The 25,526-nt window shown below is 70.0% G+C and carries 22 protein-coding genes; 13 read left to right on the forward strand and 9 right to left on the reverse strand.

The genetic code is table 11. From position 1 onward, the window contains the following. The first annotated feature begins 30 nt into the window (after positions 1–30). From ACN20J_RS13655 to ACN20J_RS13670, 4 genes are all read left to right on the forward strand, one after another. Positions 31–381: a response regulator gene (locus tag ACN20J_RS13655; RefSeq protein ID WP_189840461.1), complete on the forward strand. Its 351-nt coding sequence runs from the start codon at positions 31–33 to the stop codon at positions 379–381. 219 nt (positions 382–600) lie between these two features. Then, positions 601–1,548 (forward strand): hypothetical protein, encoded by a 948-nt coding sequence (locus ACN20J_RS13660; RefSeq protein ID WP_189840460.1) that lies wholly within the window; start codon positions 601–603, stop codon positions 1,546–1,548. A gap of 233 nt (positions 1,549–1,781) precedes the next feature. Further along, positions 1,782–2,816: a LacI family DNA-binding transcriptional regulator gene (locus ACN20J_RS13665; RefSeq protein WP_419665969.1), complete on the forward strand. Its 1,035-nt coding sequence runs from the start codon at positions 1,782–1,784 to the stop codon at positions 2,814–2,816. Next, positions 2,813–3,724 carry a carbohydrate kinase family protein gene (locus ACN20J_RS13670; protein ID WP_419665970.1) on the forward strand — a complete coding sequence of 304 codons (912 nt, stop codon included), beginning with the start codon at positions 2,813–2,815 and terminating at the stop codon, positions 3,722–3,724. The genes ACN20J_RS13665 and ACN20J_RS13670 overlap by 4 nt, the downstream gene beginning before the upstream one ends. A 153-nt stretch (positions 3,725–3,877) precedes the next feature. Here the strand turns inward: ACN20J_RS13670 and uvrA are convergent, their stop codons facing one another. Beyond that, complete coding sequence (uvrA, locus tag ACN20J_RS13675; protein WP_361901074.1) at positions 3,878–6,964, reverse strand: excinuclease ABC subunit UvrA; 3,087 nt, start codon at positions 6,962–6,964, stop codon at positions 3,878–3,880. A gap of 247 nt (positions 6,965–7,211) precedes the next feature. Here uvrA and ACN20J_RS13680 point away from each other — a divergent pair, with 247 nt between their 5' ends. The 5 genes from ACN20J_RS13680 (at position 7,212) to ACN20J_RS13700 (ending at position 11,591) form a co-directional block, all read left to right on the forward strand. After that, positions 7,212–7,934: a maleylpyruvate isomerase family mycothiol-dependent enzyme gene (locus ACN20J_RS13680; RefSeq protein WP_190230267.1), complete on the forward strand. Its 723-nt coding sequence runs from the start codon at positions 7,212–7,214 to the stop codon at positions 7,932–7,934. Positions 7,935–7,944: 10 nt separating this feature from the next. Beyond that, positions 7,945–8,601: an MBL fold metallo-hydrolase gene (locus tag ACN20J_RS13685; RefSeq protein ID WP_189840455.1), complete on the forward strand. Its 657-nt coding sequence runs from the start codon at positions 7,945–7,947 to the stop codon at positions 8,599–8,601. A gap of 415 nt (positions 8,602–9,016) precedes the next feature. Beyond that, a complete protein-coding gene (locus ACN20J_RS13690; RefSeq protein WP_364186158.1) occupies positions 9,017–9,901 on the forward strand; it encodes an ABC transporter substrate-binding protein in 885 nt (294 codons plus the stop codon). Beyond that, positions 9,898–10,812 (forward strand): amino acid ABC transporter permease, encoded by a 915-nt coding sequence (locus tag ACN20J_RS13695; RefSeq protein ID WP_419665971.1) that lies wholly within the window; start codon positions 9,898–9,900, stop codon positions 10,810–10,812. Before ACN20J_RS13690 ends, ACN20J_RS13695 begins: the two co-directional genes overlap by 4 nt. After that, entirely contained in the window at positions 10,809–11,591 is a 783-nt protein-coding gene (locus tag ACN20J_RS13700) for an amino acid ABC transporter ATP-binding protein (RefSeq protein ID WP_364186155.1), read from the forward strand. The genes ACN20J_RS13695 and ACN20J_RS13700 overlap by 4 nt, the downstream gene beginning before the upstream one ends. A 185-nt stretch (positions 11,592–11,776) precedes the next feature. Here ACN20J_RS13700 and aroQ read toward each other — a convergent pair whose 3' ends face one another. Next, positions 11,777–12,250 carry a type II 3-dehydroquinate dehydratase gene (gene aroQ, locus ACN20J_RS13705; protein ID WP_364186153.1) on the reverse strand — a complete coding sequence of 158 codons (474 nt, stop codon included), beginning with the start codon at positions 12,248–12,250 and terminating at the stop codon, positions 11,777–11,779. Positions 12,251–12,353: 103 nt separating this feature from the next. Between aroQ and ACN20J_RS13710 the strand changes: the two genes are divergently transcribed. Together ACN20J_RS13710 and ACN20J_RS13715 are read left to right on the forward strand one after the other, a co-directional pair. Then, complete coding sequence (locus tag ACN20J_RS13710; protein ID WP_364186151.1) at positions 12,354–13,400, forward strand: S66 family peptidase; 1,047 nt, start codon at positions 12,354–12,356, stop codon at positions 13,398–13,400. A gap of 59 nt (positions 13,401–13,459) precedes the next feature. Beyond that, entirely contained in the window at positions 13,460–14,764 is a 1,305-nt protein-coding gene (locus ACN20J_RS13715; RefSeq protein WP_419665972.1) for an MFS transporter, read from the forward strand. A gap of 105 nt (positions 14,765–14,869) precedes the next feature. Here ACN20J_RS13715 and ACN20J_RS13720 read toward each other — a convergent pair whose 3' ends face one another. From ACN20J_RS13720 to ACN20J_RS13750, 7 genes are all read right to left on the reverse strand, one after another. Beyond that, positions 14,870–15,970 carry a calcium:proton antiporter gene (locus ACN20J_RS13720; RefSeq protein WP_189840448.1) on the reverse strand — a complete coding sequence of 367 codons (1,101 nt, stop codon included), beginning with the start codon at positions 15,968–15,970 and terminating at the stop codon, positions 14,870–14,872. 71 nt (positions 15,971–16,041) lie between these two features. Beyond that, positions 16,042–16,344: a hypothetical protein gene (locus ACN20J_RS13725; protein ID WP_419665973.1), complete on the reverse strand. Its 303-nt coding sequence runs from the start codon at positions 16,342–16,344 to the stop codon at positions 16,042–16,044. 131 nt (positions 16,345–16,475) lie between these two features. Beyond that, positions 16,476–17,477, reverse strand: a complete 1,002-nt coding sequence (locus ACN20J_RS13730; RefSeq protein ID WP_189840446.1) for a TerC family protein — start codon at positions 17,475–17,477, stop codon at positions 16,476–16,478. A gap of 288 nt (positions 17,478–17,765) precedes the next feature. Further along, positions 17,766–19,802: a TerD family protein gene (locus ACN20J_RS13735; RefSeq protein ID WP_189840445.1), complete on the reverse strand. Its 2,037-nt coding sequence runs from the start codon at positions 19,800–19,802 to the stop codon at positions 17,766–17,768. Between the two features lie 45 nt (positions 19,803–19,847). Beyond that, entirely contained in the window at positions 19,848–20,426 is a 579-nt protein-coding gene (locus tag ACN20J_RS13740) for a TerD family protein (protein WP_055615261.1), read from the reverse strand. 140 nt (positions 20,427–20,566) lie between these two features. Beyond that, positions 20,567–22,705, reverse strand: a complete 2,139-nt coding sequence (gene uvrB / locus ACN20J_RS13745) for an excinuclease ABC subunit UvrB (protein WP_189840444.1) — start codon at positions 22,703–22,705, stop codon at positions 20,567–20,569. Between the two features lie 40 nt (positions 22,706–22,745). Next, positions 22,746–23,609: an MHYT domain-containing protein gene (locus tag ACN20J_RS13750; RefSeq protein WP_361995319.1), complete on the reverse strand. Its 864-nt coding sequence runs from the start codon at positions 23,607–23,609 to the stop codon at positions 22,746–22,748. A 277-nt stretch (positions 23,610–23,886) separates the two neighbouring features. Here ACN20J_RS13750 and ACN20J_RS13755 point away from each other — a divergent pair, with 277 nt between their 5' ends. Then, positions 23,887–24,762 (forward strand): glycerophosphodiester phosphodiesterase, encoded by an 876-nt coding sequence (locus ACN20J_RS13755; RefSeq protein WP_419665974.1) that lies wholly within the window; start codon positions 23,887–23,889, stop codon positions 24,760–24,762. Between the two features lie 118 nt (positions 24,763–24,880). Further along, the gene (locus ACN20J_RS13760) at positions 24,881–25,435 is read left to right on the forward strand and encodes a methylated-DNA--[protein]-cysteine S-methyltransferase (protein ID WP_419665975.1); all 555 of its coding nucleotides are present in this window, start codon (positions 24,881–24,883) and stop codon (positions 25,433–25,435) included. The last annotated feature ends 91 nt before the right edge of the window (positions 25,436–25,526 follow it).

The raw sequence follows: 25,526 nt of genomic DNA on the forward strand, positions 1-25,526 counted from the left end.
AACCCGGCAGCCCCTTGGGAAGCTGTCCGCATGTCCATGCGCTGTCTCATCGTCGATGACAGCGCCCGGTTCCTGGAGGCCGCGCGCGCCCTGCTGGAGCGCGGCGGGGTCCGGGTCGTCGGCGTCGCCTCGACGGGCGCGGAGGCACTCACGCGCGCGCGGGACCTCGCCCCGGACGTCGCCCTCGTCGATCTCGACCTGGACGGCGAGAACGGCCTCGACGTGGCGGGAGTGCTCGCGGACGCCGTGCCCGCCGTGATCCTCATCTCGACGCACTCCCTGGAGGACTTCCAGGAGTTGGTGGCGAACAGCCCCGCCCGCGGCTTCCTGCCCAAGTCGGCACTGTCGGCACGGACGATCCGGGACCTGCTGGAGCCATGAGGCGGACGCGCTGACCGAAATGACGGGGAGCGCGTACGGACAGCGAGGTTGCGCACCAGGTGTTGTCCGGGCCTGATCAACACGCTTCAATGCGGGGTGACTTGAGGCGGGCACACCGCGCAGGGACGCGAACGTCCCCCGCACGCCGACCGTGTGGCCCCTCCGACCAGCGCGAACGGCCCGACCAGCCGTTGCGAGCACTCACAGAAGGGCCCCTGAATGCGGGACGGCACACCACACGCGGACGCTGCCACGGCGGAGCTGGAGACGGCCCTGCGGGGCGGCCCCTTCCATGTCGCCCTGCGCGCCGCGATCGCCACCCGTGGCCTGCCGCTGCAGCGTGTGCAGCACCATCTGACGCGGTACGGGGTCAAGGTCGGCGTGACGAGCCTGAGTTACTGGCAGCAGGGCGCCCGGCGTCCGCAGCGCCCCGAGTCGCTGCGGGCCGTGCGCGCCCTGGAGGAGATACTCCAGCTCCCGGACGAGTCACTGATCCGGCTGCTCGCGAAGGCCGACGAGCGCCCCGAGGCGGAGCGCGCCGCGGCCCGTTCGTACCGCTCCCTGGTGGAGGCCTCCGGCGCCCTGGAGAAGCTGCTGGCCGAGCTGGACTCGCCGCTCGACGGCGGACTGCACACCATCGGCCACCACGAGCGCGTACGGATCGGTGCCCGGCGCGAGCTGCTGGGACGCGACTCCCAGCACATCGTGCGCGCCCACAAGGAGGGCATCGACCGCTTCGTCGCCATCCACCACGGCGACCCGGGGTGCGCCCCGGAGGACATGACGGTGCACGCCCTGGAGAACTGCCGCACGGGACGCGTCCTGTGGCACCACGACACCGGTGTCCTCGTCGCCGAGCTGCTCTTCGACACACGGCTGCGCGCGGGCGACACCTTCCTGTTCCGCTACGGCGTCGAGGACGGCACGGCCGGCGCGTGCGGTGAGTACGTCCGCGGGTTCGGCTTCTCCGGCGGGCAGTACGCCCTCCAGGTGCGCTTCGCCGAGGACACACTGCCCGTGCGCTGCCACCGCTTCACCCAGCACTCGGCGGCGGCACCTCGCAGCGGCCGACAGGAGCTGGCACTGAACGACCCCCACCGGTCGGTCCACGTGGTGGAGCAGCGGGTGCGGTCGGGGATCGTGGGGATCGGGTGGGACTGGGAGTGAGGGGCTGGGGCGGCCGTGGTGAGGGCCTGGCCGGAGCGGCTGCGGTGAGGACCTGGCCGGAGCGGCTGCGGTGAGGGCCTGGCTGGGGCGGCCACGGCGGGCCGCGGCGGAGGCCTGACTCGGGAGCCCAAGACGTAAACGTTTACGCAAGCGTTTACGTCTCCCGCGGGATCGGGTACGGTCCGATCCGGGACGGCGTCCGAGGCGGGCGTCGGCGAGGGAGGGGCTCACCCATGGCGACCATGGTGGATGTGGCCCGGAGCGCGGGCGTGTCCGTCGCGACGGTCTCGCACGTGCTCAACGACACCCGCCCGGTGCGGCCGGCCACCCGCCAGGCCGTGCTGGACGCCATCGACGAACTCGGCTACACGCCCAACACCCTGGCCAGATCCCTCGTCACCTCGCGCACCCGGTCGATCGGGCTCGCGGTGTCGGCGATCAGCAACCCGTACTTCACGGAGATCCTGCAAGGCGTGGAGGCCGGTGCCCTGGAGCGCGGCTACAGCCTGCTGATCGCGGACCCGCACGACGATCCGGTGCATGAGCGCAAGGTGGTCCAACTGCTGCACGAGCGGCGGGTGGACGGCATGCTCGTCGCGCCCTCCGCGCATCCGGAGGAGCTTCTCGGCTACCTCGGGCGGCACGACGTACCGACGGTGTTCCTGGACCGGCTGATCGTCGGCGACGGGACGCCACCGGGTTTCGTGTTCGACCAGGTCTGCGCGGAGAACACCGAACCCGTCACGCTCCTGGTCAGGCATCTCGCCGAGCTGGGGCACAGGAGGATCGGCCTGGTCGCGGGCCTGCCGGGGCTCAGCACGACGAGTGAGCGGATCTCCGGTTACCGGCACGGCCTGGCGTACGCGGGGCTCGCGTACGACGAGCGGCTCGTGGTCCCCGGCAACTCCGAGGCGGCGGGCGCCGAGCGCGCGACCGACGCCCTGCTGTCCCTCCCGGCGCCGCCGACGGCACTGGTCACCGCCAACAACGCGATGACCATCGGCGCGCTGCGGGCCGTGCGCGCGAGGGGCCTGTCCGTGCCCGGTGACCTGGCTCTGTGCTGCTTCGACGACTTCTCCTGGGCGGACCTCTTCTCGCCCCGGCTCACCGCGATCTCCCAGCCCAGCAAGGAGATCGGTGCCCAGGCCGTACGGCTGCTGCTCGACCGGCTGGACTCCCCCGGCCGCGAGGCCCGTACGGTCCGGCTGCCCTCCGCGTTCGTGCACCGCACCTCGTGCGGCTGCCCCGAGAAAGGATCCGACTCGTGATCGTCGTCGCCGGTGAGGCCCTGATCGACCTGGTGCCGCGGGAGGCGGGCGCGCTCGCGGGGCTCGACCCGCGCCGCGGCGGCGGCCCCTACAACACGGCGGTGGCGCTGGGCCGGCTCGGCTCCCCCACGGCCTTCTGTTCGCGGATCTCTCAGGACGCCTTCGGCGAGGCCCTGGTCGGCGGACTGCGCGAGGCGGACGTCAACGTGTCGTCCGTACAGCGGGGTGTCGAGCCGACGACCCTGGCCGTCGCGTCGATCGGCGCGGGCGGTTCGGCCCGTTACTCGTTCTACGTCGAGGGCACCGCGGACCGGCTGTTCTCGGCACCCTCCCAACTCCCGGACGGGACAAGGGCTGTGTCGTTCGGCACCTGCTCACTCGTGCTGGAGCCGGGCGCGACGGCGTACGAGGAGCTGATGCGGATCGCGTCCGCGCAGGGCGTGTTCACCGCGCTCGACCCCAACATCCGCTCGGTGCTGATCCCGGACGCGGACGCCTACCGGGCCCGGTTCAAGAGCTGGCTGCCGTCGGTGTCGCTGCTCAAGCTGTCCGAGGAGGACGCGGAGTGGCTCGGCGGCACTCCGCGCGAGTGGCTGGCCTCGGGCCCCTCCGCCGTGGTCGTCACGCGGGGCGGCGACGGGCTGACCGCCTTCACACGTGACGGCGCGGAGTACTCCGTGCCGGGCGAACCCGTCGACGTGGTCGACACGATCGGCGCGGGCGACACCGTGAACGCCGCGCTGCTGCACGGCCTCGCCGCCCGCGACGCGCTCTCCGGACCGGCGCTCGCGGGTCTGGGCGCCGACGGCTGGGCCGAGTTGCTGCGGTTCGCCGCCCGGGCCGCGGCGATCACCTGCTCACGGGCGGGCGCGGAGCCGCCGTACGCACATGAGTTGGGCGCTTTCTAGAGAAGGCAGGGAGAGCCGAGGCGCGGGCAGCCGGTCGGCTTCGGAGCGGTCCAAGGGGCCGGTCCTGGTGTGGCGGGCAGAGCGCCAACGCGCCGCGCCCCAGGGTGAGTTCCCATGGAGCGCGGCGCGTTGTACGTGGGCCGCGGAGCCGTCTCAGGCCTTGCGGGCCCTCGTCGTCTTCTTCGCCGGGGTCGCCTTCTTCGTGACCGCGGCCGCCTTCTTGGTCGCCGTGTTGTTGGCGGCCTTTTCGGTGGTGGACTTGGCCGTGGTGGCCTTTGTGGCGGTGGTCTTGGCCGTCGCCGTCTTCTTCGTCGTCGACCTGGCGGCCACCGCCTTCTTGGTGGCCGTCTTGGCAGCCGTCCCGCGCGGGGCCTTCACCTCCGAGGCGTCGCTGACGCGCTCGGCGCCCAGGACCTCTCGCAGGAACTTGCCCGTGTGGCTGGCCGGAACCCCGGCGACCTCCTCGGGTGTGCCCTCCGCGATGACGAGGCCACCGCCGCCACCGCCCTCGGGGCCCATGTCGACGACCCAGTCGGCGGTCTTGATGACGTCGAGGTTGTGCTCGATGACGATGACCGTGTTGCCCTTGTCGACCAGGCCGGACAGCACCGTGAGCAGCTTGCTGATGTCCTCGAAGTGCAGACCGGTGGTCGGCTCGTCCAGGACGTACACCGTGCGTCCGGTGGAGCGCTTCTGGAGCTCGCTGGCGAGCTTCACGCGCTGGGCCTCACCACCGGACAGGGTGGTCGCGGACTGACCGAGGCGGACGTATCCGAGACCGACGTCGTTCAGCGTCTTGAGGTGGCGGGAGATCGCCGGGACCGCCTCGAAGAAGTGCATGCCTTCCTCGATCGGCATGTTCAGGATGTCGGCGATGGACTTGCCCTTGTAGTGGACGTCCAGGGTCTCCCGGTTGTAGCGGGCACCGTGGCAGACCTCGCACGGGACGTACACGTCCGGGAGGAAGTTCATCTCGATCTTGATCGTGCCGTCGCCCGAGCAGTTCTCGCAGCGGCCGCCCTTGACGTTGAAGGAGAAGCGGCCGGGCAGATAGCCGCGGACCTTCGCCTCGGTCGTCTCGGCGAACAGCTTGCGGACGTGGTCGAAGACTCCGGTGTACGTCGCCGGGTTCGACCGGGGGGTGCGGCCGATGGGCGACTGGTCGACGTGCACGACCTTGTCGACGAGGTCGTCGCCGTCCACGCGCGTGTGCCGCCCGGGAACACTCCTGGCGCCGTTCAGCTCGCGGGCCAGGTGCGTGTACAGGATGTCGTTGACCAGCGTGGACTTGCCGGATCCGGAGACTCCCGTGACGGCCGTGAGGACGCCCAGCGGGAACGACACGTCGATGTCCTGGAGGTTGTTCTCGCGGGCGCCGTGCACCGTGAGCTGCCGGGACGGGTCGTGGGGGCGCCGGATGTCGGGCAGCGGGATGGCCTTCTTGCCGGACAGGTACTGCCCGGTCATCGACTCGTCGTTGGCGAGCAGTTCCTTCAGGGAGCCGCTGTGCACGACCTTGCCGCCGTGCTCGCCCGCGCCGGGGCCGATGTCGACGATCCAGTCGGCGACCTTGATGGTGTCCTCGTCGTGCTCGACGACGATGAGCGTGTTGCCCATGTCGCGCAGCCGGACCAGGGTCTCGATGAGCCGGTGGTTGTCGCGCTGGTGCAGGCCGATGGACGGCTCGTCCAGCACGTACAGGACGCCGACCAGGCCCGAGCCGATCTGGGTCGCGAGGCGGATGCGCTGGGCCTCGCCGCCGGAGAGGGTGCCCGCGGCTCGGTTGAGCGAGAGGTAGTCGAGGCCTACGTCGACCAGGAACCGCAGTCGTTCGTTGACCTCCTTCAGGACGCGCTCGGCGATCTTCTTGTCGCGGGCGTCGAGCTTCAGCTCGCCCAGGAAGTCCGCGCAGTCGCTGATGGACATCGCGGAGACCTCGGCGATCGACTTCTCCATGACCGTGACCGCCAGGACGACCGGCTTGAGGCGCGTGCCCTGACAGGTGGGGCAGGGCACCTCGCGCATGTAGCCCTCGAAGCGCTCGCGGCTCGCGTCGCTCTCGGCCTCGCTGTGCCGCCGCTTCACGAAGGGGACGGCGCCTTCGAAGGGCGTGGTGTAGACACGCTCCCGGCCGTACCTGTTGCGGTAGCGGACCTCGATCTGTGTCTTGTGTCCGTGGATCAGTGCCTTCTTGGCGCGCTGCGGGAGACCGGCGAAGGGGATGTCGGTCCGGAATCCCAACGCGTCCGCGAGGGCTCCGATGAGGCGTCCGAAGTAGTCCTTGGTGTGGCCGTGCGACCAGGGGTGGATGGCGCCCTCGTCGAGGGACTTGTCCTCGTCCGGGACGATCAGCTCCGGGTCGACCTCCATGCGCGTGCCGATACCCGTGCAGTCCGGGCAGGCGCCGAAGGGCGAGTTGAAGGAGAAGGAGCGGGGCTCCAGCTCCTCGAAGGACAGGTCGTCGTACGCGCAGTACAGGTGCTCCGAGTACATGCGCTCGCGCTCGGGGTCGTCGGCGGGGAGGTCGACGAAGTCGAGCACCACCATGCCGCCGGAGAGACCGAGGGCGGTCTCCACGGAGTCGGTCAGTCGGCGCTTGGCGCCCTCCTTGACCGTGAGGCGGTCGATGACCACCTCGATGGTGTGCTTCTCCTGCTTCTTCAGCGTGGGCGGCTCGGTGAGCTGGATCGTCTCGCCGTCGACCCTGGCGCGGCTGTACCCCTTGGTCTGGAGATCGGAGAAGAGGTCGACGAACTCGCCCTTGCGCTCGCGCACCAGCGGCGACAGGACCTGGAAGCGGCTCCCCTCCGGCAGCTCCAGGACCTTGTCGACGATGGCCTGCGGCGACTGGCGCGTGATGGGACGGCCGCACTCGGGGCAGTGCGGCTTGCCGATGCGCGCGAAGAGCAGCCGCAGATAGTCGTAGACCTCGGTGATGGTGCCGACCGTCGAGCGCGGGTTGCGCGAGGTCGACTTCTGGTCGATGGAGACCGCCGGGGAGAGGCCTTCGATGAAGTCGACGTCCGGCTTGTCCATCTGGCCGAGGAACTGCCGGGCGTACGAGGAGAGCGACTCCACGTAGCGCCGCTGCCCCTCGGCGAAGATCGTGTCGAAGGCCAGCGAGGACTTGCCCGACCCCGACAGGCCCGTGAAGACGATGAGCGAGTCGCGCGGAAGGTCGAGCGAGACATTCTTCAGATTGTGCTCGCGCGCTCCACGGACGATGAGACGGTCGGCCACGCCGGTCCGCACCTTTCTTGAGATAAGTGACAGGGGCGAGGCCCCCGGCTTTTCAGACGACGGGGCCCCCGTCTTTTTCAGACTAGAGGGAGCCACTGACAGCGCCGGTCTGGTTTCCCTGCTTCACAACAATCCCGGGCTCTCCAGCATGCCCGACGCCGCCCCCGACCATATAGCACGCGCATTCGATTTACGGCGGCCGTCCGCAACCTTCACCCAAACGTGTGGCGGGACTATCGTCGGGCCCATGAACGATCATGTGCGCGACCTGGCGTCTGTACGTGACGCGACCGAGCGGCTCCTCACCGCAGTCGGCAAACTGGACAACGCCTCCGTGACCGAACCGTCACGGCTGCCCGGCTGGAGCCGCGGCCACGTCCTGGCCCACCTGGCCCGCAACGCGGACGCCCTCGTGAACGTCCTCGAAGGCCGGCCGATGTACGTCTCCGGAGAGGCCCGGGACGCCGACATCGGGCGGGACGCCCCGCGCCCCCTGGAGACACAGCTCACCGACCTCCGCGAGAGCGCGGCCCGCTTCCAGGAGACGGGCGCCGCGCCCGCGGACTGGTCCCGCACGGTGGAGCTGCGCAACGGCGTCACCGACTCGGCGTCCGGGGTGCCGTTCCGGCGGTGGATCGAGGTGGAACTGCACCACGTCGATCTGGGGATCGGGTACGACCTTGAGGACCTCCCGGAGGAGTTCGTGGAGCGGGAGATCGTCTTCCTCACCGACCGGTTCGCCGGGCACCCCGAGGTGCCGCACACACGCGTCACCGACGGCACGCGCGCGTGGAGCACGGGACGCGTCTCCGGAGACGGCGGCAGTGAGGGAGCCGAGGGCTCCGCGGGTGGTCCGGAAGTGACCGTGACCGGCCCCGCGCCCGCCCTCCTCGGCTGGCTCGCGGGCCGCCGCGACGGGTCCGCGCTGAGCGTCGAAGGCGGTCCGCTGCCCGCACTCCCCCCGCTATAGGCTGAGCGTCATGACGTACAGCGGAGTGGTGACGGTCGGCGGCCCTGCGGACGTGCACGAGTTGCGGGACCTGATGATCTCCAAGGTCGCGGTCGGCCCGATGAACAACAACGCCTATCTGCTGCGCTGCCGGGCCACGGACGAGCAGTTGCTGATCGACGCGGCCAACGACGCCGGGACGCTGCTCACGCTGATCGGTGACGACGGCATCGCGTCCGTCGTCACCACGCATCAGCACGGCGACCACTGGCAGGCACTCGCGGAGGTCGTGACGGCCACGGGCGCGCGCACGTACGCGGGACGGGACGACGCCGACGGCATCCCCGTACCGACCGACGTGCCCGTCCAGGACGGCGACACGATCCGGGTGGGTCACGTGGAACTGACCGCCCGCCACCTGGTGGGCCACACGCCCGGCTCGATCGCCCTGGTCTACGACGACCCGCACGGACACCCGCATGTGTTCACGGGGGACTGTCTCTTCCCGGGTGGTGTGGGCAACACACGTAAGGACGCGAAGGCGTTCGCCAGTCTGATCCACGACGTCGAGACGAAGATCTTCGACGCGCTGCCGGACGAGACCTGGGTCTACCCCGGGCACGGCGACGACACGACGCTGGGCGCCGAGCGTCCGCATCTGCCGGAGTGGCACGCGCGGGGTTGGTGAACCGTCGGGCATGGGCAACGGCGAACCGTCGAGCACCGGGCCGGAGTTGGTGAGGCGTCCGATGGCAGGTGTGCGGTCCTCGGCCGTGTGCGCCGGTGCGCGCCCCGTGTGAACGGAGCGCACACTCCGGTGCCCCGCACGCGCTCCCGGCGCACGGGGAGCGCGCGGTCCACTGGTAGCTGGTCCCGCACAGGATGACGGCTCCTGCGCGGACGGGTCGCCGGCCTGTCGATCCCCGCCCTCGGCCGGCGGCCCCGCCCTGGCAGCGGTGGCCGACGTCCGGCGGCCACCGCCCAGGACCCCGTGACGCCCCCGCGCCCCACGAGTTCACAACATTGCAACACCCGTTCCCATTATGCGGACAGTTGCCCCTGTGACCTCGACAGACGGGCCTGCCCACTGTCACTCTCCCGCCATGCATCTTGCCCAACGCGCCTTGCGCCGCGCCGCGTCCACCGCCACCGTCGCTCTGCTCGCCGTCGCCGTCGGCTGCGCCCCGCAGCCCGAGGAGAAGGCCTCCGACAAGCCCTCCGGCTCCGGCGCCGAATCGTGCGCCAAGGGCAAGCTGGGCACGGAAGTCTCCGGGAAGCTGACCATCGCGACCGACGAACCCGCGTACGAGCCGTGGTTCAAGGACGACAAGCCGGCCAACGGCGAGGGCTTCGAGTCGGCCGTCGCGTACGCCGTGGCGAAGCAGCTCGGCTACGACAAGGGTGATGTCGTCTGGCAGAGCGTGCCCTTCAGCAAGGCCTTCGCGCCCGGCGAGAAGACCTTCGACTTCGACATCAACCAGGTGTCGATCAGCGACGAACGCAAGAAGGCCGTCGACTTCTCGTCCGGCTACTACGACGTGCGCCAGGCCGTCATCGCGCTGAAGGACTCCAAGGCCGCGAAGGCGAAGAGCATCGCCGACCTCAAGGGCGTGAAGCTGGGCGCCCAGGTCGGCACCACCAGCCTGAACTACATCAACGACGTGGTGAAGCCCACCGAGGAGCCGGCCGCGTACGCGAAGAACGACCAGGCCAAGTCCGCGCTGAAGAACGGCCAGGTGGACGCCATCGTGGTCGACCTGCCGACCGCGTTCTACATCACCGCGGCCGAGGTGACGGACGCGAGGATCGTCGGGCAGTTCGAGAACCAGGGCGGTACGCCCGAGCAGTTCGGGCTCGTCCTGGACAAGGGCAGCGCACTCACCTCGTGCGTGACGGACGCCGTGGACGCCCTGCGCGAGGACGGCACCCTCGCCGCCGTCGAGAAGCAGTGGCTGTCCGACGCCGTCGACGCACCGGTCCTCAAGTGACGCTCGTGAAGGAGGAGTCGGCCGGGGAGCCGGAGGGAGACTCCGGAGAGGGAGGGGCGCGCGAGACGTACGTCCCGTCGCGGCGGCGGATCGAGCGGGAGCGGTACAAGCGCTCCCGTGCCCGCCGCGCGACGGCGATCGCCGCGCTGTCCACCCTCGTGACCGGCATCGTCCTCTACCTCGTCGTCGTCAACGCGCCCGGCTGGCCGCGCACCAAGGAGACGTTCTTCAGCGCGCAGTACGCGCGCGAGGCGTTCCCCAAGGTCCTGGAAGGGCTGTGGCTGAACGTCCGGCTCCTGCTGGTGTGCGGCGCCGCGGTCCTCGTCCTCGGCATGCTGATCGCCGTCGCCCGCACCCTGCGCGGCCCGGTGTTCTTCCCGCTGAGGGCGCTCGCCGCCGCGTACACCGACTTCTTCCGCGGGCTGCCCCTGATCATCAACCTGATGATCGTGGTCCTGGGCGTGCCGGCGCTGCGGCTGCAGGGCATCACGGTCGACCCGGTGCTGCTCGGCGGGACGGCGCTCACCCTGACCTACTCGGCGTACGTGGCCGAGGTGTTCCGCGCCGGCATCGAGTCGGTCCACCCCTCGCAGCGCGCCGCGGCCCGCTCGCTGGGGCTGAACAACCGGCAGGCGCTGCGGTACGTGGTGCTCCCCCAGGCCGTACGCCGTCAGGTGCCGCCGCTGCTCAACGACCTGGTGTCGCTGCAGAAGGACACCGGGCTCGTCTCGATCGGCGGCGCGGTGGACGCCGTACGCGCCGCGGACATCATCGTGGGCCGCAGCCTCAACTACACGCCGTACATCGTCGCGGGACTCGTCTTCGTCGCGCTGACCATCCCGATGACCCGCTTCACCGACTGGGTCACGGCACGGATGGACCGGCAGCAGGCGCAGGGAGGGAGCATATGAGCGAGACACCCAGCAAGGTACCCGTGGACTCCGGCGTGCCCGTGCTGCGGATGGAGGCCGTCCGCAAGACCTTCGGCGACTCGGTCGTCCTGCGGGACGTCGATCTGGAGGTCGCCCCGCACACGGTGACGGCGCTGATCGGCGCCTCAGGCTCGGGCAAGTCGACGCTGCTGCGCTGCGCGAACCTGCTGGAGGAGATCGACGACGGCGCCATCTGGCTGGACGACGAGGAGATCACCGACCCCCGGGCCGACCAGGACGCGGTGCGCCGCCGGATCGGTGTGGTCTTCCAGGCGTACAACCTCTTTCCGCACATGACCGTCCTGCAGAACATCACGCTGGCCCCGCGCCGTGTGCACGGCGTGGACCGCGCCGAGGCGGAGGCGCACGCCCGTGAGCTGCTCGACCGGCTCGGGCTCGGCGCCAAGGTGGGCGAGTATCCGGACCGGCTGAGCGGCGGCCAGCAGCAGCGGGCCGCGATCGTCCGCGCCCTGGCCGTACGCCCTCGGCTGCTGCTCCTGGACGAGATCACCGCGGCCCTCGACCCGGAACTGGTGGGTGAAGTCCTCGCTGTCGTGCGGGACTTGAAGGACGACGGCATGACCATGGTGCTGGCCACCCACGAGATGGGCTTCGCCCGCGATGTCGCCGACCAGGTCTGCTTCCTCGACGGCGGTGTCGTACTGGAACGGGGCACGGCCGAGGAGGTGTTCGGCGACCCGCGCGAGGAACGCACGCGGCGTTTCCTGCGCCGGATCGTGGAGGCGGGCCGGCTGTAGCCGCCGGCATGGCGCGGGGCGAGCCGGGACGCGCGGTCCTGGGCAGGCACGGGCGCGGGCGCCGACGGTGCTCGGAAATCCTGGATCAAGGTCATGCGTCGATGGTCGCACCCGCCACTGACAATCGGCCGACGATCGCCCGTCACCTCCCGTCAGGCCGCCGTCCGTCCGTGCGGCGCCTCGCATCAGGCCTGCGCCTGCCCCTCTCCCGCCAGCGCCGCGACCCGCTCCACCCCGAACACGTAACCCTGTACTCCGCAGCCCGCGATCACACCGTCGGCGCGGAGCGAGACGTACGAGTGGTGGCGGAACTCCTCGCGCTTGTGGATGTTGGAGATGTGGACCTCCAGCACGGGCAGCCCGTCGCAGGTGTTGAGGGCGTCCAGGATCGCGACGGAAGTGTGCGAGTAGGCGCCCGGGTTGATCACGATGCCGGAGTGGCCGAGGCGTGCCTCGTGGATCCAGTCGACCAGCTCGCCCTCGTGGTTGGACTGGCGGAAGTCCACCGTGCCGCCGTGCGCTGCCGCCGCCTTGGCGCACATCGCCTCGACGTCGGCGAGGGTGTCGGAGCCGTAGATCTCCGGCTGGCGCTGCCCGAGGAGGTTCAGGTTGGGGCCGTTGAGAATCATGATCGGGGCGTTGGCGAGGGTGCGGGGCACGGTTCCTCCGGTCCGGTCGGATGGCTCGGCCCGTTCAGGACCGCTGCTCAGACCCGGTTTATCACGGTGCGCCGACACCGGGACGGCCCCTACCCTCCCTCGCATGACGACTCCCGCGTACCCGCCCAAGCCCGTGCCCGGCGACCGGGTGGCCGTGATCTCCCCGTCCGCCGGGCTGCCGGGGATCCTTCCGCTCCCGTACGAGTTGGGCCTGGAGCGGCTGCGCACGGAGTACGGCCTCGAACCGGTCGAGTATCCGGCGACCCGGAGGATGGGTTCCACGCCTCGGGAGCGGGCCGACGACATCCACGCGGCGTTCGCCGATCCGGACGTCAAGGCGGTCATGGCGTCGATCGGCGGTGACGACCAGATCACCGTGCTGCCGCTGCTGGACCGGGAGTTGATCCGCGCCAACCCGAAGCCGTTCTTCGGGTACAGCGACAACACGAACCTGCTCGCCCACCTGTGGAACACGGGGATCGTCGGCTACCACGGCGCGAGTGTGATGGGTGAGCTGGGCCGGCCCGGCGCCATGGACCCGCTGACCGCCGAATCCGTGCGGGCGGCGCTCTTCACCTCGGGCGAGTACGAACTGCGTCCGGCCGAGCGGTGGCGCGACGTCGACCGCGACTGGGCGGACCCGGCGACCTTCGCGTCGGAACCGGAGACCCGGCCCGGCACCGGATGGACCTGGGTCAACGCCGACCGGGTGGTGGAGGGCCGCAGTTGGGGCGGCTGTCTGGAGATCCTGGCCTGGCTACTGATGGCCGACCGGGAGATCCCGCGCGACCTCTCCGTCCACGACGGCGGCGTGCTCTTCCTGGAGACCTCGGAGGAACTGCCCAGCGCTGAGGAGGTGTTCCGCGTCCTGCGGAGCATGGGCGAGCGCGGACTGCTCCGGCGTTTCTCCGCGCTGCTGATGGGCCGGGCGAAGACCTGGTCCTTCGAACACCCCAACAGCCCTCAGGAGGGCGCCCGTTACGCGGCGGAACAGCGTGAGGCCGTGCTGCGCGCCATGGGGGCGTACGCCCCCGACAGCACGATCGTTTTCGATGTGGATCTCGGGCACACGGATCCTCAGATCGTCATCCCCTACGGGGGAGCGATTCGCGTGGACGGTCCCGCCCGGCGCATCACGGTGACCTACTGAGGTCATCGGGCCCCCGCGCGCCCCCGTAACCCTTGGTGACCGTGGGTAGTTGACGCGGCATGCAGCGTGCACGCACAGTAAAGCCCCCTTCCATGCCGCGGCTCGCGGCGGCCTCGCTCGCCGGGACGGCCATCGAGTTCTACGACTTCTTCGTCTACGGGACGGCGGCAGCGCTCGTCCTGGGCCCGCTCTTCTTCCCGACGTTCTCGCCGGTGGCGGGGACGCTGGCGGCCTTCGGGACGTTCGGGGTCGGGTTCGTGGCGCGGCCGTTGGGCTCGGTCCTGTTCGGGCACATCGGGGACCGGCACGGACGGCGGCCCGTTCTCGTCCTCTCCTTGCTGCTGACCGGCGCCGCGACCGTCGCGGTCGGCTGCGTACCGACGTACGACTCCATCGGTACGGCCGCTCCCGTGCTGCTCCTCGTGCTGCGTTTTCTGCAGGGGCTGGGGCTCGGCGGGGAGTGGGGCGGGGCGGTGCTGCTGACCGCGGAGCACGCTCCGCCCGACCGGCGCGGGCTGTGGTCGAGCTTCCCGCAGATCGGGCCCGCGGTGGGGTTCGTGCTCGCCAACGGGGTGATGCTGGTGCTGTCGGCGTCACTCTCCGACGCACAGTTCGCGAGCTGGGGGTGGCGGGTGCCGTTCTGGGCGGCGGGCGTGCTCGCGGCGGCGGGGCTGTGGCTGCGCTCCTCCCTGACGGAGAGCCCCCAGTTCCTCGAACTGCGCGAGCACGCGCGCGTGCCGCTCGCCGAGGTCGTGCGCGAGCACTGGCGACTGGTCCTGCTGACGGCGGGGGCGCTCGCGATCGGATACGCCGTGTTCTACGCGGTGACGACCTGGTCCCTCGCCTACGCGACCGAGCGGCTCGGGGTGAGCCGTACGGTCATGCTGGCCTGCATCATGGCGGCCGTCGTGGTGAAGGGCGCGCTGACTCCGTTGGTGGCGATTCTCGGCGACCGCTACGGACGGCGGCCACTGTGCCTGGCGGGTTGCACGGCCACCGTCCTGTGGATGTTCCCGATGATCGCGCTGCTGTCTACGGGCGAGCCGCTGCTGATGTTCCTCGGATTCCTGGTCGCGCTGATCGCGTTCGTGACGATGTTCGGCGTGATCGCCGCGTATCTGCCTGAGCTGTACGAGCCGCGGGTGCGGTGCACCGGTGCGGCCGTGGGCTACAACCTGGGCGGTGTGCTCGGGGGCGCGCTCACTCCGATCGTGGCCACGGCGGTCGCCGAGCAGAGCGGGCGGGTTCCCTGGGGCGTGGCCGCCTATCTGACAGGCATCGCGCTGCTCAGCCTGGGGTGCTTCGCGTTGCTGCCGGAGACTCGGCCGGTGGCTGTCGTGGTTACGGAGCCGGCCACGGGGTGAGTGAGACGGGTGCGGGGTGAGCGGGGCGGGGGTGAGACAGGCGGGGGCGGTTAGACGAGCGAGGGCGGTGAGCCGGGCGCGGGCCGGCGCCTACGGACGTACCGCCTACGGGTTGATCGCCAGTTCCAAGTACGCCGCGAACAGGACCAGGTGGACGCCGCCCTGGAGTGGGGTGGCTCGGCCGGGGACCACGGTGAGGGAGCTGACCACCACGGTCAGGGCGAGCAGGACCATGTGGGTGGCGCCGAGGCCGAGGACGAGCGGGCCGGAGAGCCAGATGGAGGCGACGGCCACCGCGGGGATGGTGAGGCCGATGCTGGCCATCGCCGAGCCGAGGGCGAGGTTCAGGCTGGTCTGCACCCGGTCGCGGCGGGCGGAGCGCAGTGCGGCGATCGTCTCGGGGAGCAGGACGAGCAGGGCGATGATCACGCCGACCACGGAGTGCGGCATCCCGGCCGCCTCCACTCCGGACTCGATGGTGGGCGACACGCCCTTCGCGAGACCGACCACACCGACGAGGGCCAGGCCCAGGAATCCCAGGCTGATGCCCGCGCTTCTGGAGGTCGGGGCGTCGGCATGGTCGTCCGCGTCGATCACCTCGCCCTGCCGGGTGATGGGCAGGAAGTAGTCGCGGTGCCGCACGGTCTGGGTCGCCACGAACAGGCCGTAGAGGACGAGCGAGGACAGGGCGGCGAAGGTGAGCTGGGCCGTGGAGAACTCGGGGCCCGGCTTGCTGGTGGTGAAGGTCGGCAGCACCAGGCTGAGCGTGGCCAGCGTCGCGACGGTCGCGAGGGCGGCGCCGGTCCCCTCCGCGTTGAAGACGGCGAGCCCGTGCCGCAGTGAGGCGACGAGCAGGCTCAGGCCGACGATGCCGTTGCAGGTGATCATCACGGCCGCGAAGACGGTGTCGCGGGCGAGTGTGGCACTCTTGTCGCCGCCGTCCGCCATCAGGGTGACGATCAGCGCGACCTCGATGATCGTGACGGCGACGGCGAGGACCAGTGAGCCGAAGGGTTCGCCGACGCGGTGCGCGACGACCTCGGCATGGTGGACGGCGGCCAGCACGGCCCCTGCCAGCACCAGCGTCACCACGGCGACGACGGCGCCGGGCAGATCGCGGCCCCAGGTGAAGACCAGCAGCACGACCGCCAGCGCGGGCACGACGGCCGTCCACTGGGTCAGGAGTGACCGGAGCCGAGCGATCATGCAGCGATCGTCGCAGAGGTGAACGGGGCCCGCATTCCGGTCGCGCAGGCCCCGTTCACGGGGCGCATGGGCTACTTGATCTCGCCCTTCTCCCGCACGTCGCAGTTGGTGTAGACGCGCTCGCCGATACACAGCGCGCCCAGTTGCTCGGCCAGCTTGCCCGTCTCGGGGTCATCGCTGTTGCGCATGGCCTCCTCGTACGAATCGAATTCGATGAGGGCCAGATAGCGGCGGGGGTTGTCGCGGTCCTGCAGGAGCATGCGGTACGTGGGGCCACCCGGCTTGCCGGCGCTGCGCTCCCCTGCTTCCTGGAGCAGCTGCTGCATCTCGTCCAGGCGCTCGGTCTCGAAGTCGATGATCTGCACGAACGTCATCGGTGTCTCCATCCGGCCACGGCGTCCCCTGGCCGGGAAACGCGCTCAGGAAACAAGCAAGCACCGGGAGCGGCGGTCGGCAATTCGCCGCGGGCCGCTCCCGGTGCTGGTTGTTTCTACGTCCGACGTGGTCAGGCCTCGATGCTGTCCTTCGGAGCGCCTTCGTCGTCGCTCTGCGCCGCCTCGGCCGCCGCCTGCTTCTTGGAGGCCATCAGGCTGGTGATCGTGGTGACCACCAGGACCGCGCAGATCACGCCGAGGGAGACCGGGATGGAGATCTCCGGGACGTGGACGCCGGACTCGTGCAGGGCGTGCAGCACGAGCTTGACGCCGATGAAGCCGAGGATCACCGACAGGCCGTAGCTGAGGTGGACCAGCTTCCTCAGGAGTCCGCCGATCAGGAAGTACAGCTGCCTCAGACCCATCAGCGCGAACGCGTTGGCCGTGAAGACGATGTACGGGTCCTGCGTCAGACCGAAGATCGCCGGGATGGAGTCGAGCGCGAAGAGCACGTCGGTGGTGCCGATCGCCAGCATGACGACCAGCATCGGCGTCATGACCCGCTTGCCGTTCTGCTGGATCCACAGCTTGGTGCCGTGGTAGCGGTCGGCGACTCCGAAGCGCTTCTCGGCGGCCTTGAGGAGCTTGTTCTCCTCCCAGTCCTCGTCCGACTCGTCGGCCCTGGCCTCCTGGATCAGCTTCCAGGCGGTGTAGATGAGGAACGCGCCGAAGATGTAGAACACCCAGGCGAAGCTCGCGAGGATCGCGGCGCCGGCGGCGATGAATATCGCGCGCAGGACGAGAGCGATGAGCACACCTACCAGCAGCACCCGCTGCTGGTACTGGGAGGGCACAGAGAACTTCGCCATGATCAGGACGAAGACGAAGAGGTTGTCGACGCTAAGCGACTTCTCGGTGATGAAGCCGGCGAAGAACTCTCCCGAGGGCTGGCCTCCGGAGAAGACGAGCAGTCCGAGGCCGAACAGCCCGGCCAGAACGATCCAGACGATCGTCCAGATTCCGGCTTCCTTGATGGATACGTCGTGCGGCTTGCGGCCGATGAAGAAATCGACCGCGATGAGGGCCGCCAGGCCCACGATCGTCAGGACCCAAAGGGTCACGGAAACATCCACTGCGCCTCCGGCAGTACGTAACGGCAAGTGTCAGCGTCGTCGCTGCCGGAGGTCTCTTCCACCCGATGCAGGTGGGGCGCGTGATGCGCCCGGTGCACTCGGGCCGGCGCCCCGGGATCTGAACCAGATCCGTATTGACGGGTACGCCGCAGTAGGTAGGGAGTACTCCCCTCCGCACGGACGACAGTACCCCAATCACCAAGGAAAGGTAAAGAGATTAGTAAAAGAAGGACCAAGTGTGCTGGTCAGAGGACTTGAAGAACTCTTGGTAAAGGGTGCGCGGGGATCTCAGCGGTTCCAGGAGCGGCGGGCCGCCGCGACCTGGGTGAGGACATGCTGGAGCACCTGGCTGCCCGCGGGGACGCGCGAGGGATCGTAGGTCCACGCGTGCCCGACCCACGGGTCGGCGAGGTGGTCGTCGGGCGTGGGCGTGAGCCGGAGCAGTGAGCGCCACAGCGGGTCGAGCAGCGGGCCGTAGGCGGTGGCGTCCTCTCGGTCGGCGACCAGCATGAGGTGGACGCCGACGGCCGGGCCCTCGTCCGCGAGATAGCGCAGCTGGGTCACGGCGCGGTCGTCGAAGCCGTGCGGGAAGTCGTTGACGATCAGCAGCTGCTCGGCCGGGTCGAGGTCGGGCGGCAGGGAGTCGGCCGCGCCGCCGCGGATCGCCATCTGTACGAGATCGACGCGCTGCGTGAGCCGGGCCAGTACGTCGGTCACCCCGGCGGCACCGGCGGCCGGCGGACCGTTGAGCACGCCGGTCTGCACGAGGGGCGCGAGGGACGAGGCGCCGGAGCCCGCCGGGTCGATGACATGCAGTGTGTACTCGCCCGCCGGATAGACGGCGAGGAGCCTGGCCGCGATCGCCACCGCCGTGTCCATGCCGAGGCGGCGCAGGTCGTCGGAGTCGGCTATCGAGCCGTCGAAGGATCCGGAGCGTCCACTGTCGATCCACAGACCGCGCTCCAGCGGCAGCCGCACCAGCATCGGAATGCTCAGGCCCGCGCTCTCGGGCAGGTGGAGGTCGCCCAGGCGCAGGGCCATGGGGATCTCCATCGGGACCCGGTAGCCGTGCCAGACAGGGTTGTCCCAGCGCGCGAAGGCGGGCGGCAGCGCGGGCTCGACGACCTCCGCCTCGGCGGTGAGCTGGGCGAGGTCGCGGTCGAGGGCCTCCCTGGCCCGGTCGACCAGCTGGGAATGCTTGGCGCGGGCGGCCTCACGCGCCGCGTCGCCCTGGCCGCCGATGCGGCTGCGCGGGTCGGACAGGACCTTGTCGAGCTCCTGCTCCATGCGTGACTCGGCGAAGTCGACCGCGCTGCGGTACGCGGCCGTGGCGCGGGCCAGGTCCTCGAACATGCCCCACACCTGGTTGTACAGGCGCTCCTCCATGGACCAGCCGGTCGCGTCGCCCGCGACGGGCTGCGCGGGCTGTCCCGGCTGGGCCGGGGGCGCTGTCGGCGGGGGCGGCGGAGGCGCGGCGGCCTGCCGTCCCGGGTGGCTGTAGTTGACGGGGCCTCCGGCACCGGCGGGCTGGGTGACCGCGGACGGGTCCGGCTGTCCGGGCCCTCCGGGGTGGCCGCCCTGCGGTGTGGCGTGCCCGGGAGTGCCGGGCGCCGTGTGTCCCGGCCCGCCCGGGTGTCCGTGCTGCGGTGCTACGTGGCCGGGGGCGCCCTGGGGCGTGGCTCCGCCCTGGTTCTGGCCGAGCGCCGGGGTCGCGGCGTGCCGCGAGCGGTCGCCCTCCGACGTCCTCGGCGGGGGTGCGGCCACCGAGCGGGCGAGGCCCTGGGCGACCGCTTCGTTGATGCTGCCCGCGAGTTGGCGGGCCTGGGGCAGGCCCTGGTCGGCGAGGAGTTCGGCGAGGCCGCCCGCGTATCCCTGGCCCACGGCGCGGACCTTCCAGACGCCCTGCCTGCGGTAGAGCTCGAGTGCGACGACGGCCGACTCGGCGTCGAGCCCCGTGATCGTGTAGCTGGCGACCTCGGAGCCGTCGAGTCCGGTGACCGCGACGAAGGGCGCGGCGACGGAGCCGAACCTGAGCGGTCCGGTGCCTCCGGACGGCAGCGCGAGCAGCACGCTGACCCGGTGCACGGACTCGGGCAGGGCGTCCAGGTCGCACGCGAGGCGGTGGTCGGCCGCCGCCTGCTTGGAGACCTCCAGGCCGGGCAGAGTGGGTGAGCCCGGGTGGGCCACCCACTCGACACCGTGCACCGTGCCCTGTTCGTCGCTGAGCGTGGCCCCGGCCACGATCGGTTTTCCGGCCGACACCCGGATCTCAAGTCGGGCCTGGGGCAGCGGGTGGTTCTGCCCCCGGACCAGCTCAGCCGTCATCGCCTTCGTTCCCCCTATGTACTCGTGCGCCGGGTGCCGGGCTGCCTACAGGTGCGGCAGGATCGCCGGCATCAGGTCCTGGAAGGTGCGGCCGTTGGCCGGCGTACCGAGAGCGGTCATCTGCCAGCCCGCGCCCGCGCGGTGGACCTTCGCCATGATCTGCGCCGTGTACTGGCCGCCGCCGGCCAGCGTGTAGCGGGCCAGCTCCTGGCCGTTGGTCTCGTCGACCAGGCGGCAGAACGCGTCCTGCACTTCCTGGAAGGTCTGGCCCGTGAACGAGTTCACGGTGAAGACGATCTGGTCGATGTGGACCGGGATGCGCGCGAGGTCGACGAGGATCGCCTCGTCGTCGCCGCCCTGGCCCACGCCGCCGACGAGGTTGTCACCGGTGTGGCGCACGGAGCCGTCGTCGCTGACGAGGTGGCGGAAGAACACCACGTCGACCGGCTGCTTGTCCGCGAACAGCACGGCGGACGCGTCGAGGTCGATCTCACGGGTGCGAGAGCCGAACAGGCCACGTCGCGGGGCGGCCTGCCAGCCGAGCCCCATGCGGACCGCGGTCAGCGTGCCTCCGTCGTTCTTCTGCAGACTGATGGCCTGACCCTTGGTCATGTTGACCGTCACGCGCTGTTCCCCTCTCGAACTGTCCCCTGTTGCCGCAGAGTCCTGCGGTTGACCAGCAACCCTACGCAGAGCCACTGACAGCGCCGAAGCCTGGTGCACACTTTGTGTCGGTCTTGCAACACAGCGCGCCACTCCGGGTGTCAGGCGATGCCGGCTTCCTTCATCTGTCGCAGCTCCTTCTTCATCTCCGAGACCTCGTCACGCAGCCTCGCGGCGATCTCGAACTGCAGGTTCGCGGCAGCCGCGCGCATCCGCTGCGTCATCTCCTCGATCTGCTCGGCGAGTTCCGCCGCGGGCCGGTCGGTCGGGACGGTCTCCTTGCCCTTGCCCTTGGCGGACTTGGCTCCCTTGGCGGCCTTTCCGCCGAGCGCGGGCACGGGGGCCTTGGCGCCCTTGCCGTCCGAGGACTTGCGGTAGCCCGAGCCGAGCAGTTGTTCCGTGTCGACGTCCTCGCGGGCGATCTGCGCCACGATGTCGTTGATCTTCTTGCGGAGGGGCTGCGGGTCGATGCCCCTCTCCGTGTTGTACGCGACCTGCTTCTCCCGGCGGCGGTTGGTCTCCTCGATGGCCTTCTCCATCGCCGGGGTGATCTTGTCGGCGTACATGTGGACCTGACCGGACACGTTGCGGGCGGCGCGGCCGATCGTCTGGATCAGGGAGGTGCCCGAGCGCAGGAAGCCCTCCTTGTCGGCGTCGAGGATCGACACCAGGGAGACCTCGGGCAGGTCGAGGCCCTCCCGGAGGAGGTTGATGCCGACGAGGACGTCGAACTCGCCGGACCGCAGCTCGCGCAGCAGTTCGACACGGCGCAGGGTGTCGACGTCGCTGTGCAGATAGCGGACCTGGATGCCCAGTTCGAGGAAGTAGTCGGTGAGGTCCTCGGCCATCTTCTTGGTGAGGGTGGTGACCAGGACGCGCTCGTCCTTCTCGGTGCGCTTGCGGATCTCGTGCACCAGGTCGTCGATCTGCCCCTCGGTGGGCTTGACGACGACCTCGGGGTCGATGAGGCCGGTGGGGCGGATGATCTGCTCGACGAAGCCGTCGCCGCGCGAGAGCTCGTACTTGCCCGGTGTCGCCGACAGGTAGACGGCCTGGCCGACGCGCTCCTGGAACTCCTCCCACTTCAGGGGGCGGTTGTCCAGGGCGGACGGCAGCCGGAAGCCGTGGTCGACGAGGGTGCGCTTGCGGGACGCGTCGCCCTCGTACATCGCGCCGATCTGCGGGACCGTGACGTGCGACTCGTCGATGACGAGCAGGAAGTCGTCCGGGAAGTAGTCGATCAGCGTGTTCGGCGGGGAGCCGGGCTCGCGGCCGTCGAAGTGCATCGAGTAGTTCTCGACGCCCGAGCAGGAGCCGATCTGGCGGAGCATTTCGAGGTCGTACGTCGTGCGCATCCGCAGCCTCTGGGCCTCCAGGAGCTTGCCCTGCTTCTCCAGCTCCGAGAGACGCTCGCCCAGTTCCTTCTCGATGTCGTTGGCGGCGCGCTCCAGGCGCTCGGGCCCCGCGACGTAGTGCGTGGCCGGGAAGATGTACAGCTGCTGGTCGTCGCTGATGATCTCACCGGTGAGCGGGTGCAGCGTGGAGAGGGCCTCGATCTCGTCGCCGAACATCTCGATGCGGACGGCCAGCTCTTCGTAGACCGGGAAGATCTCGATGGTGTCGCCGCGGACGCGGAACGTGCCGCGGGTGAAGGCCAGGTCGTTGCGCGTGTACTGGATGTCGACGAAGCGGCGCAGGAGGTCGTCCCGGTCGATCTCGTCGCCGATCTTGAGGTTGACCATGCGGTCCACGTACTCCTGCGGCGTACCCAGGCCGTAGATGCAGGAGACCGAGGCGACCACGACGACGTCCCGGCGGGTGAGCAGCGAGTTGGTCGCGGAGTGGCGCAGGCGCTCCACCTCCTCGTTGACCGAGGAGTCCTTCTCGATGTAGGTGTCCGACTGCGGGACGTACGCCTCGGGCTGGTAGTAGTCGTAGTACGAGACGAAGTACTCGACGGCGTTGTTCGGCAGCAGCTCGCGGAACTCGTTGGCCAGCTGGGCGGCCAACGTCTTGTTCGGCGCCATCACGAGGGTGGGGCGCTGGAGCTTCTCGATCATCCACGCGGTGGTGGCGGACTTGCCGGTGCCGGTCGCGCCGAGAAGGACCACGTCCTTCTCACCTGCGCGGATACGCCGTTCGAGGTCGGCGATGGCAGCGGGCTGGTCGCCGCTGGGCTGGTAGGGGCTGACGACCTCGAAGGGCGCCACCGTGCGTTCGATCTTTGATACGGGCCGCATGGGTTCCACCGTACGACCCCGCACTGACAACGGGGTCGCGTCACCAGTTCTGCGGGGTGCGGGAACCGGGGCGCCTGGAGCTCCGGCGCTGGCCGGGTATGGACCGGCGGCCGGTGTGGCGGACGGTGTGGGCCGGGATGCCGGGCTTCTGCTCGGCGGGGCTCCAGTCGGGCTTGCCCATGACCATCAGCGGGTCGAACATCACGACGACACCGGCCAGCAGCAGGAAGGCCAGCGGGCCGACCATCAGAGGGGCCAGCAGGGTCGCGGGCGAGTCCCCCGCCGGGGTGCTGGCGGAGCCGTGCAGATGGACGTTGAGGGCGGCCATTCCGGTGTAGTGCATGCCGCTGACGGCGAGACCCATGACGAGGCTCGCGGCCACGCTCCACATGAAGCCGCGGACCTGACCCGCCGCCCACAGGGCCGCGATCGCGGCGACGACGGCGATGACGACCGAGGCGGAAACGGTGAAGGTGTTGTACTCCAGCTTTCCGTTGAGTCGCATTCCGGCCATGCCCAGGTAGTGCATCGAGGCGATGCCGAGGCCGGTGATGGTGCCCCCTGTGAACAGGGCCGTTCCGGAGGCTCCCTTGTAGCCGACGATGAAGATCCCGATGCCGACCATGACGATCGCGACGCCGAGGCTCGCGAACGTCGTGAGTCTGTCGTAGCGGACCGGGGTCTCCTGGACGGAGAAACCCATCATCGCGATGAAGTGCATGGTCCATATGCCGGAACCGATCGCCGCCGAACCGAGGGCGAGCCAGCCCGGCCGCCAGGAGCGGGTGACGAGCATCGATCTCGTGGTGCAGCGCAGGCCCAGCGCTCCACCGAGGCAGGCCATCAGGTACGCCACCAGCGGCGTGACGAGTCCGTAGCTGAATCCGTCGACCGTGCCCTGCATGCGCGGTTGCCCTTCCGCCCTGTTGAGTCCCGGAAATTCGTGAGATGCCCCCGTCCCAGGACCGCCACGGCGGTCAGGGTTGACGCAGAGAGTATGACTCGCCCCGGAACGCTCGAACGATTTTCCGGCAAAGAATCACGGCCTTGCCCCACTTGTGCGGCACGCGTGATCGGACATGGGCAACTCCATTCAATCTGTGGCCATCCTGCACCCCCCTGCTGTTGACCCTCTGCTGTCACTCTAGGACGGTCAGTGAACACAGACGCAAGGAGTACGCATGCATGCGCGCGCTGCCGCCGCCACGACCACCGCGCTCCTGGGAGCCGCTGTCGTTGTGCTGCCCGCATCCACCGCACACGCCGCGCCGGACACCGACCGGACTCAGGTGATCGCCCACCGCGGCGCCTCGGCCTACGCCCCCGAGAACACTCTGGCCGCCATCGACAAGGCGGACGACCTCGGATTCCGCTGGGTCGAGAACGACGTCCAGCGCACCAAGGACGGCCAGCTCGTGGTGATCCACGACGACAGCCTGACCCGCACGACCGACGTCGAGGAGGTCTTCCCCGGGCGGGCCCCGTGGAAGGTCAAGGACTTCACCGCCGCGGAGATCGCGCAGTTGGACGCGGGCAGCTGGTTCAGCCCCCGGTTCGCGGGCGCGCACGTACCGACCCTGAAGCAGTACATGAACCGGGTTTCACGGAATCACCAGAAGCTCGTCCTGGAGATCAAGAATCCCGCGCTCTACCCGGGCATCGAGCAACAGACCCTCAAGGTCCTCAGCAACGAGGGCTGGCTGGGACCGGCACACGTTCGGAGCAAGCTGGTCGTACAGAGTTTCAGCGCGGACAGCCTTCGGGCCGTGCGCGCGCTGCGGCCCGACATCAAGACCGGCTTCCTGGGTACGCCGTCGGTCGCGGAGCTGCCCGCGTACGCGCAGTTCGCCGACCAGATCAACTCGTCGCACACCACGATCTCCCTCAGCTACGTCACCGCGATCCACGCGCTCGAAGGACCGCACGGCAAGCCGCTGGAGATCTCCACCTGGACCGTCGACACCGCGGAGGACACGCGGCGCGTCGCGGGCTTCGGCGTGGACGGCATCATCACGAACAAGCCGGACGTGGTGCGGGAGACGCTGAACGAGGACTGACCCCGCCCCCGCCTTCACCAGCTCTCGCCGGTGGCCCGGACGCTCGCATGCGTTCGGGCCACCGGCGTTTGCGTCCGTGCCGGCGGCGTTGTCAGTGGTGCGCCGTACCGTGGAGCGCATGGACAGCCATGGGCAGAACGAGCAGCGAGTGGTGTGGGCCGTCGTCGACAGCGACATCGGTCCGCTGCTGCTGGCCACGACCGGCGAAGGCCTGGTCAGCGTCGTTTTCCACGCCACGGACGCGGTGCGCGACAAGGCGCTCGACCGGCTCGGATCCCGGTTCGGCACCGAGCCCGTCGAGGCACCGGAGTCCCCGCTCCTGGCCGAGGCGATACGTCAGATCGCGGCGTACTTCGCGGGCGAGCGCAAGGACTTCGAGCTGCCGCTGGACTGGTCCCTGATCTCCGGGTTCAACCGCCAGGTGCTGCGCGAGCTGGCGTCCGGCGTTCCGTACGGGTCGGTGGTGGGGTACGGCGATCTGGCCCGGCGGGTCGGCCAGCCGAGGGCGGCCCAGGCGGTGGGCATGGCCATGGGCGCCAATCCGCTGCCGGTCGTCGTGCCGTGCCACCGGGTGGTGGAGAGTGACGGCGGGATCGGCGGGTTCGGGGGCGGCCTGGAGACCAAGCGGAAGCTGCTGGCGCTGGAAGGGGTGCTGCCGGAGCCGCTGTTCTGAGGGTGCCTGGGTGCTGACGGTGCCTGGAGGGAAAGGTGCCTGAGGGGAAGGCGTCTGCGCGCTGAGGGGTGCTTCGAAGCGCGACGACCGG

Origin of the sequence: Streptomyces sp. 2-1 (genome assembly GCF_048564895.1) — a bacterium.
GTDB lineage: Bacteria > Actinomycetota > Actinomycetes > Streptomycetales > Streptomycetaceae > Streptomyces > Streptomyces phaeochromogenes.

What these genes read in the sequence shown, in the direction of transcription:
- ACN20J_RS13655 (WP_189840461.1), top strand. Translation starts at nt 31, where the DNA reads ATGTCCATGCGCTGTCTCATCGTCGATGACAGCGCCCGGTTCCTGGAG.
- ACN20J_RS13660 (WP_189840460.1), top strand. Translation starts at nt 601, where the DNA reads ATGCGGGACGGCACACCACACGCGGACGCTGCCACGGCGGAGCTGGAG.
- ACN20J_RS13665 (WP_419665969.1), top strand. Translation starts at nt 1,782, where the DNA reads ATGGCGACCATGGTGGATGTGGCCCGGAGCGCGGGCGTGTCCGTCGCG.
- ACN20J_RS13680 (WP_190230267.1), top strand. Translation starts at nt 7,212, where the DNA reads ATGAACGATCATGTGCGCGACCTGGCGTCTGTACGTGACGCGACCGAG.
- ACN20J_RS13685 (WP_189840455.1), top strand. Translation starts at nt 7,945, where the DNA reads ATGACGTACAGCGGAGTGGTGACGGTCGGCGGCCCTGCGGACGTGCAC.
- ACN20J_RS13690 (WP_364186158.1), top strand. Translation starts at nt 9,017, where the DNA reads ATGCATCTTGCCCAACGCGCCTTGCGCCGCGCCGCGTCCACCGCCACC.
- ACN20J_RS13700 (WP_364186155.1), top strand. Translation starts at nt 10,809, where the DNA reads ATGAGCGAGACACCCAGCAAGGTACCCGTGGACTCCGGCGTGCCCGTG.
- ACN20J_RS13710 (WP_364186151.1), top strand. Translation starts at nt 12,354, where the DNA reads ATGACGACTCCCGCGTACCCGCCCAAGCCCGTGCCCGGCGACCGGGTG.
- ACN20J_RS13715 (WP_419665972.1), top strand. Translation starts at nt 13,460, where the DNA reads ATGCAGCGTGCACGCACAGTAAAGCCCCCTTCCATGCCGCGGCTCGCG.
- ACN20J_RS13720 (WP_189840448.1), bottom strand. Translation starts at nt 15,970, where the DNA reads ATGATCGCTCGGCTCCGGTCACTCCTGACCCAGTGGACGGCCGTCGTG.
- ACN20J_RS13725 (WP_419665973.1), bottom strand. Translation starts at nt 16,344, where the DNA reads ATGACGTTCGTGCAGATCATCGACTTCGAGACCGAGCGCCTGGACGAG.
- ACN20J_RS13735 (WP_189840445.1), bottom strand. Translation starts at nt 19,802, where the DNA reads ATGACGGCTGAGCTGGTCCGGGGGCAGAACCACCCGCTGCCCCAGGCC.
- uvrB (WP_189840444.1), bottom strand. Translation starts at nt 22,705, where the DNA reads ATGCGGCCCGTATCAAAGATCGAACGCACGGTGGCGCCCTTCGAGGTC.
- ACN20J_RS13750 (WP_361995319.1), bottom strand. Translation starts at nt 23,609, where the DNA reads ATGCAGGGCACGGTCGACGGATTCAGCTACGGACTCGTCACGCCGCTG.
- ACN20J_RS13755 (WP_419665974.1), top strand. Translation starts at nt 23,887, where the DNA reads ATGCATGCGCGCGCTGCCGCCGCCACGACCACCGCGCTCCTGGGAGCC.
- ACN20J_RS13760 (WP_419665975.1), top strand. Translation starts at nt 24,881, where the DNA reads ATGGACAGCCATGGGCAGAACGAGCAGCGAGTGGTGTGGGCCGTCGTC.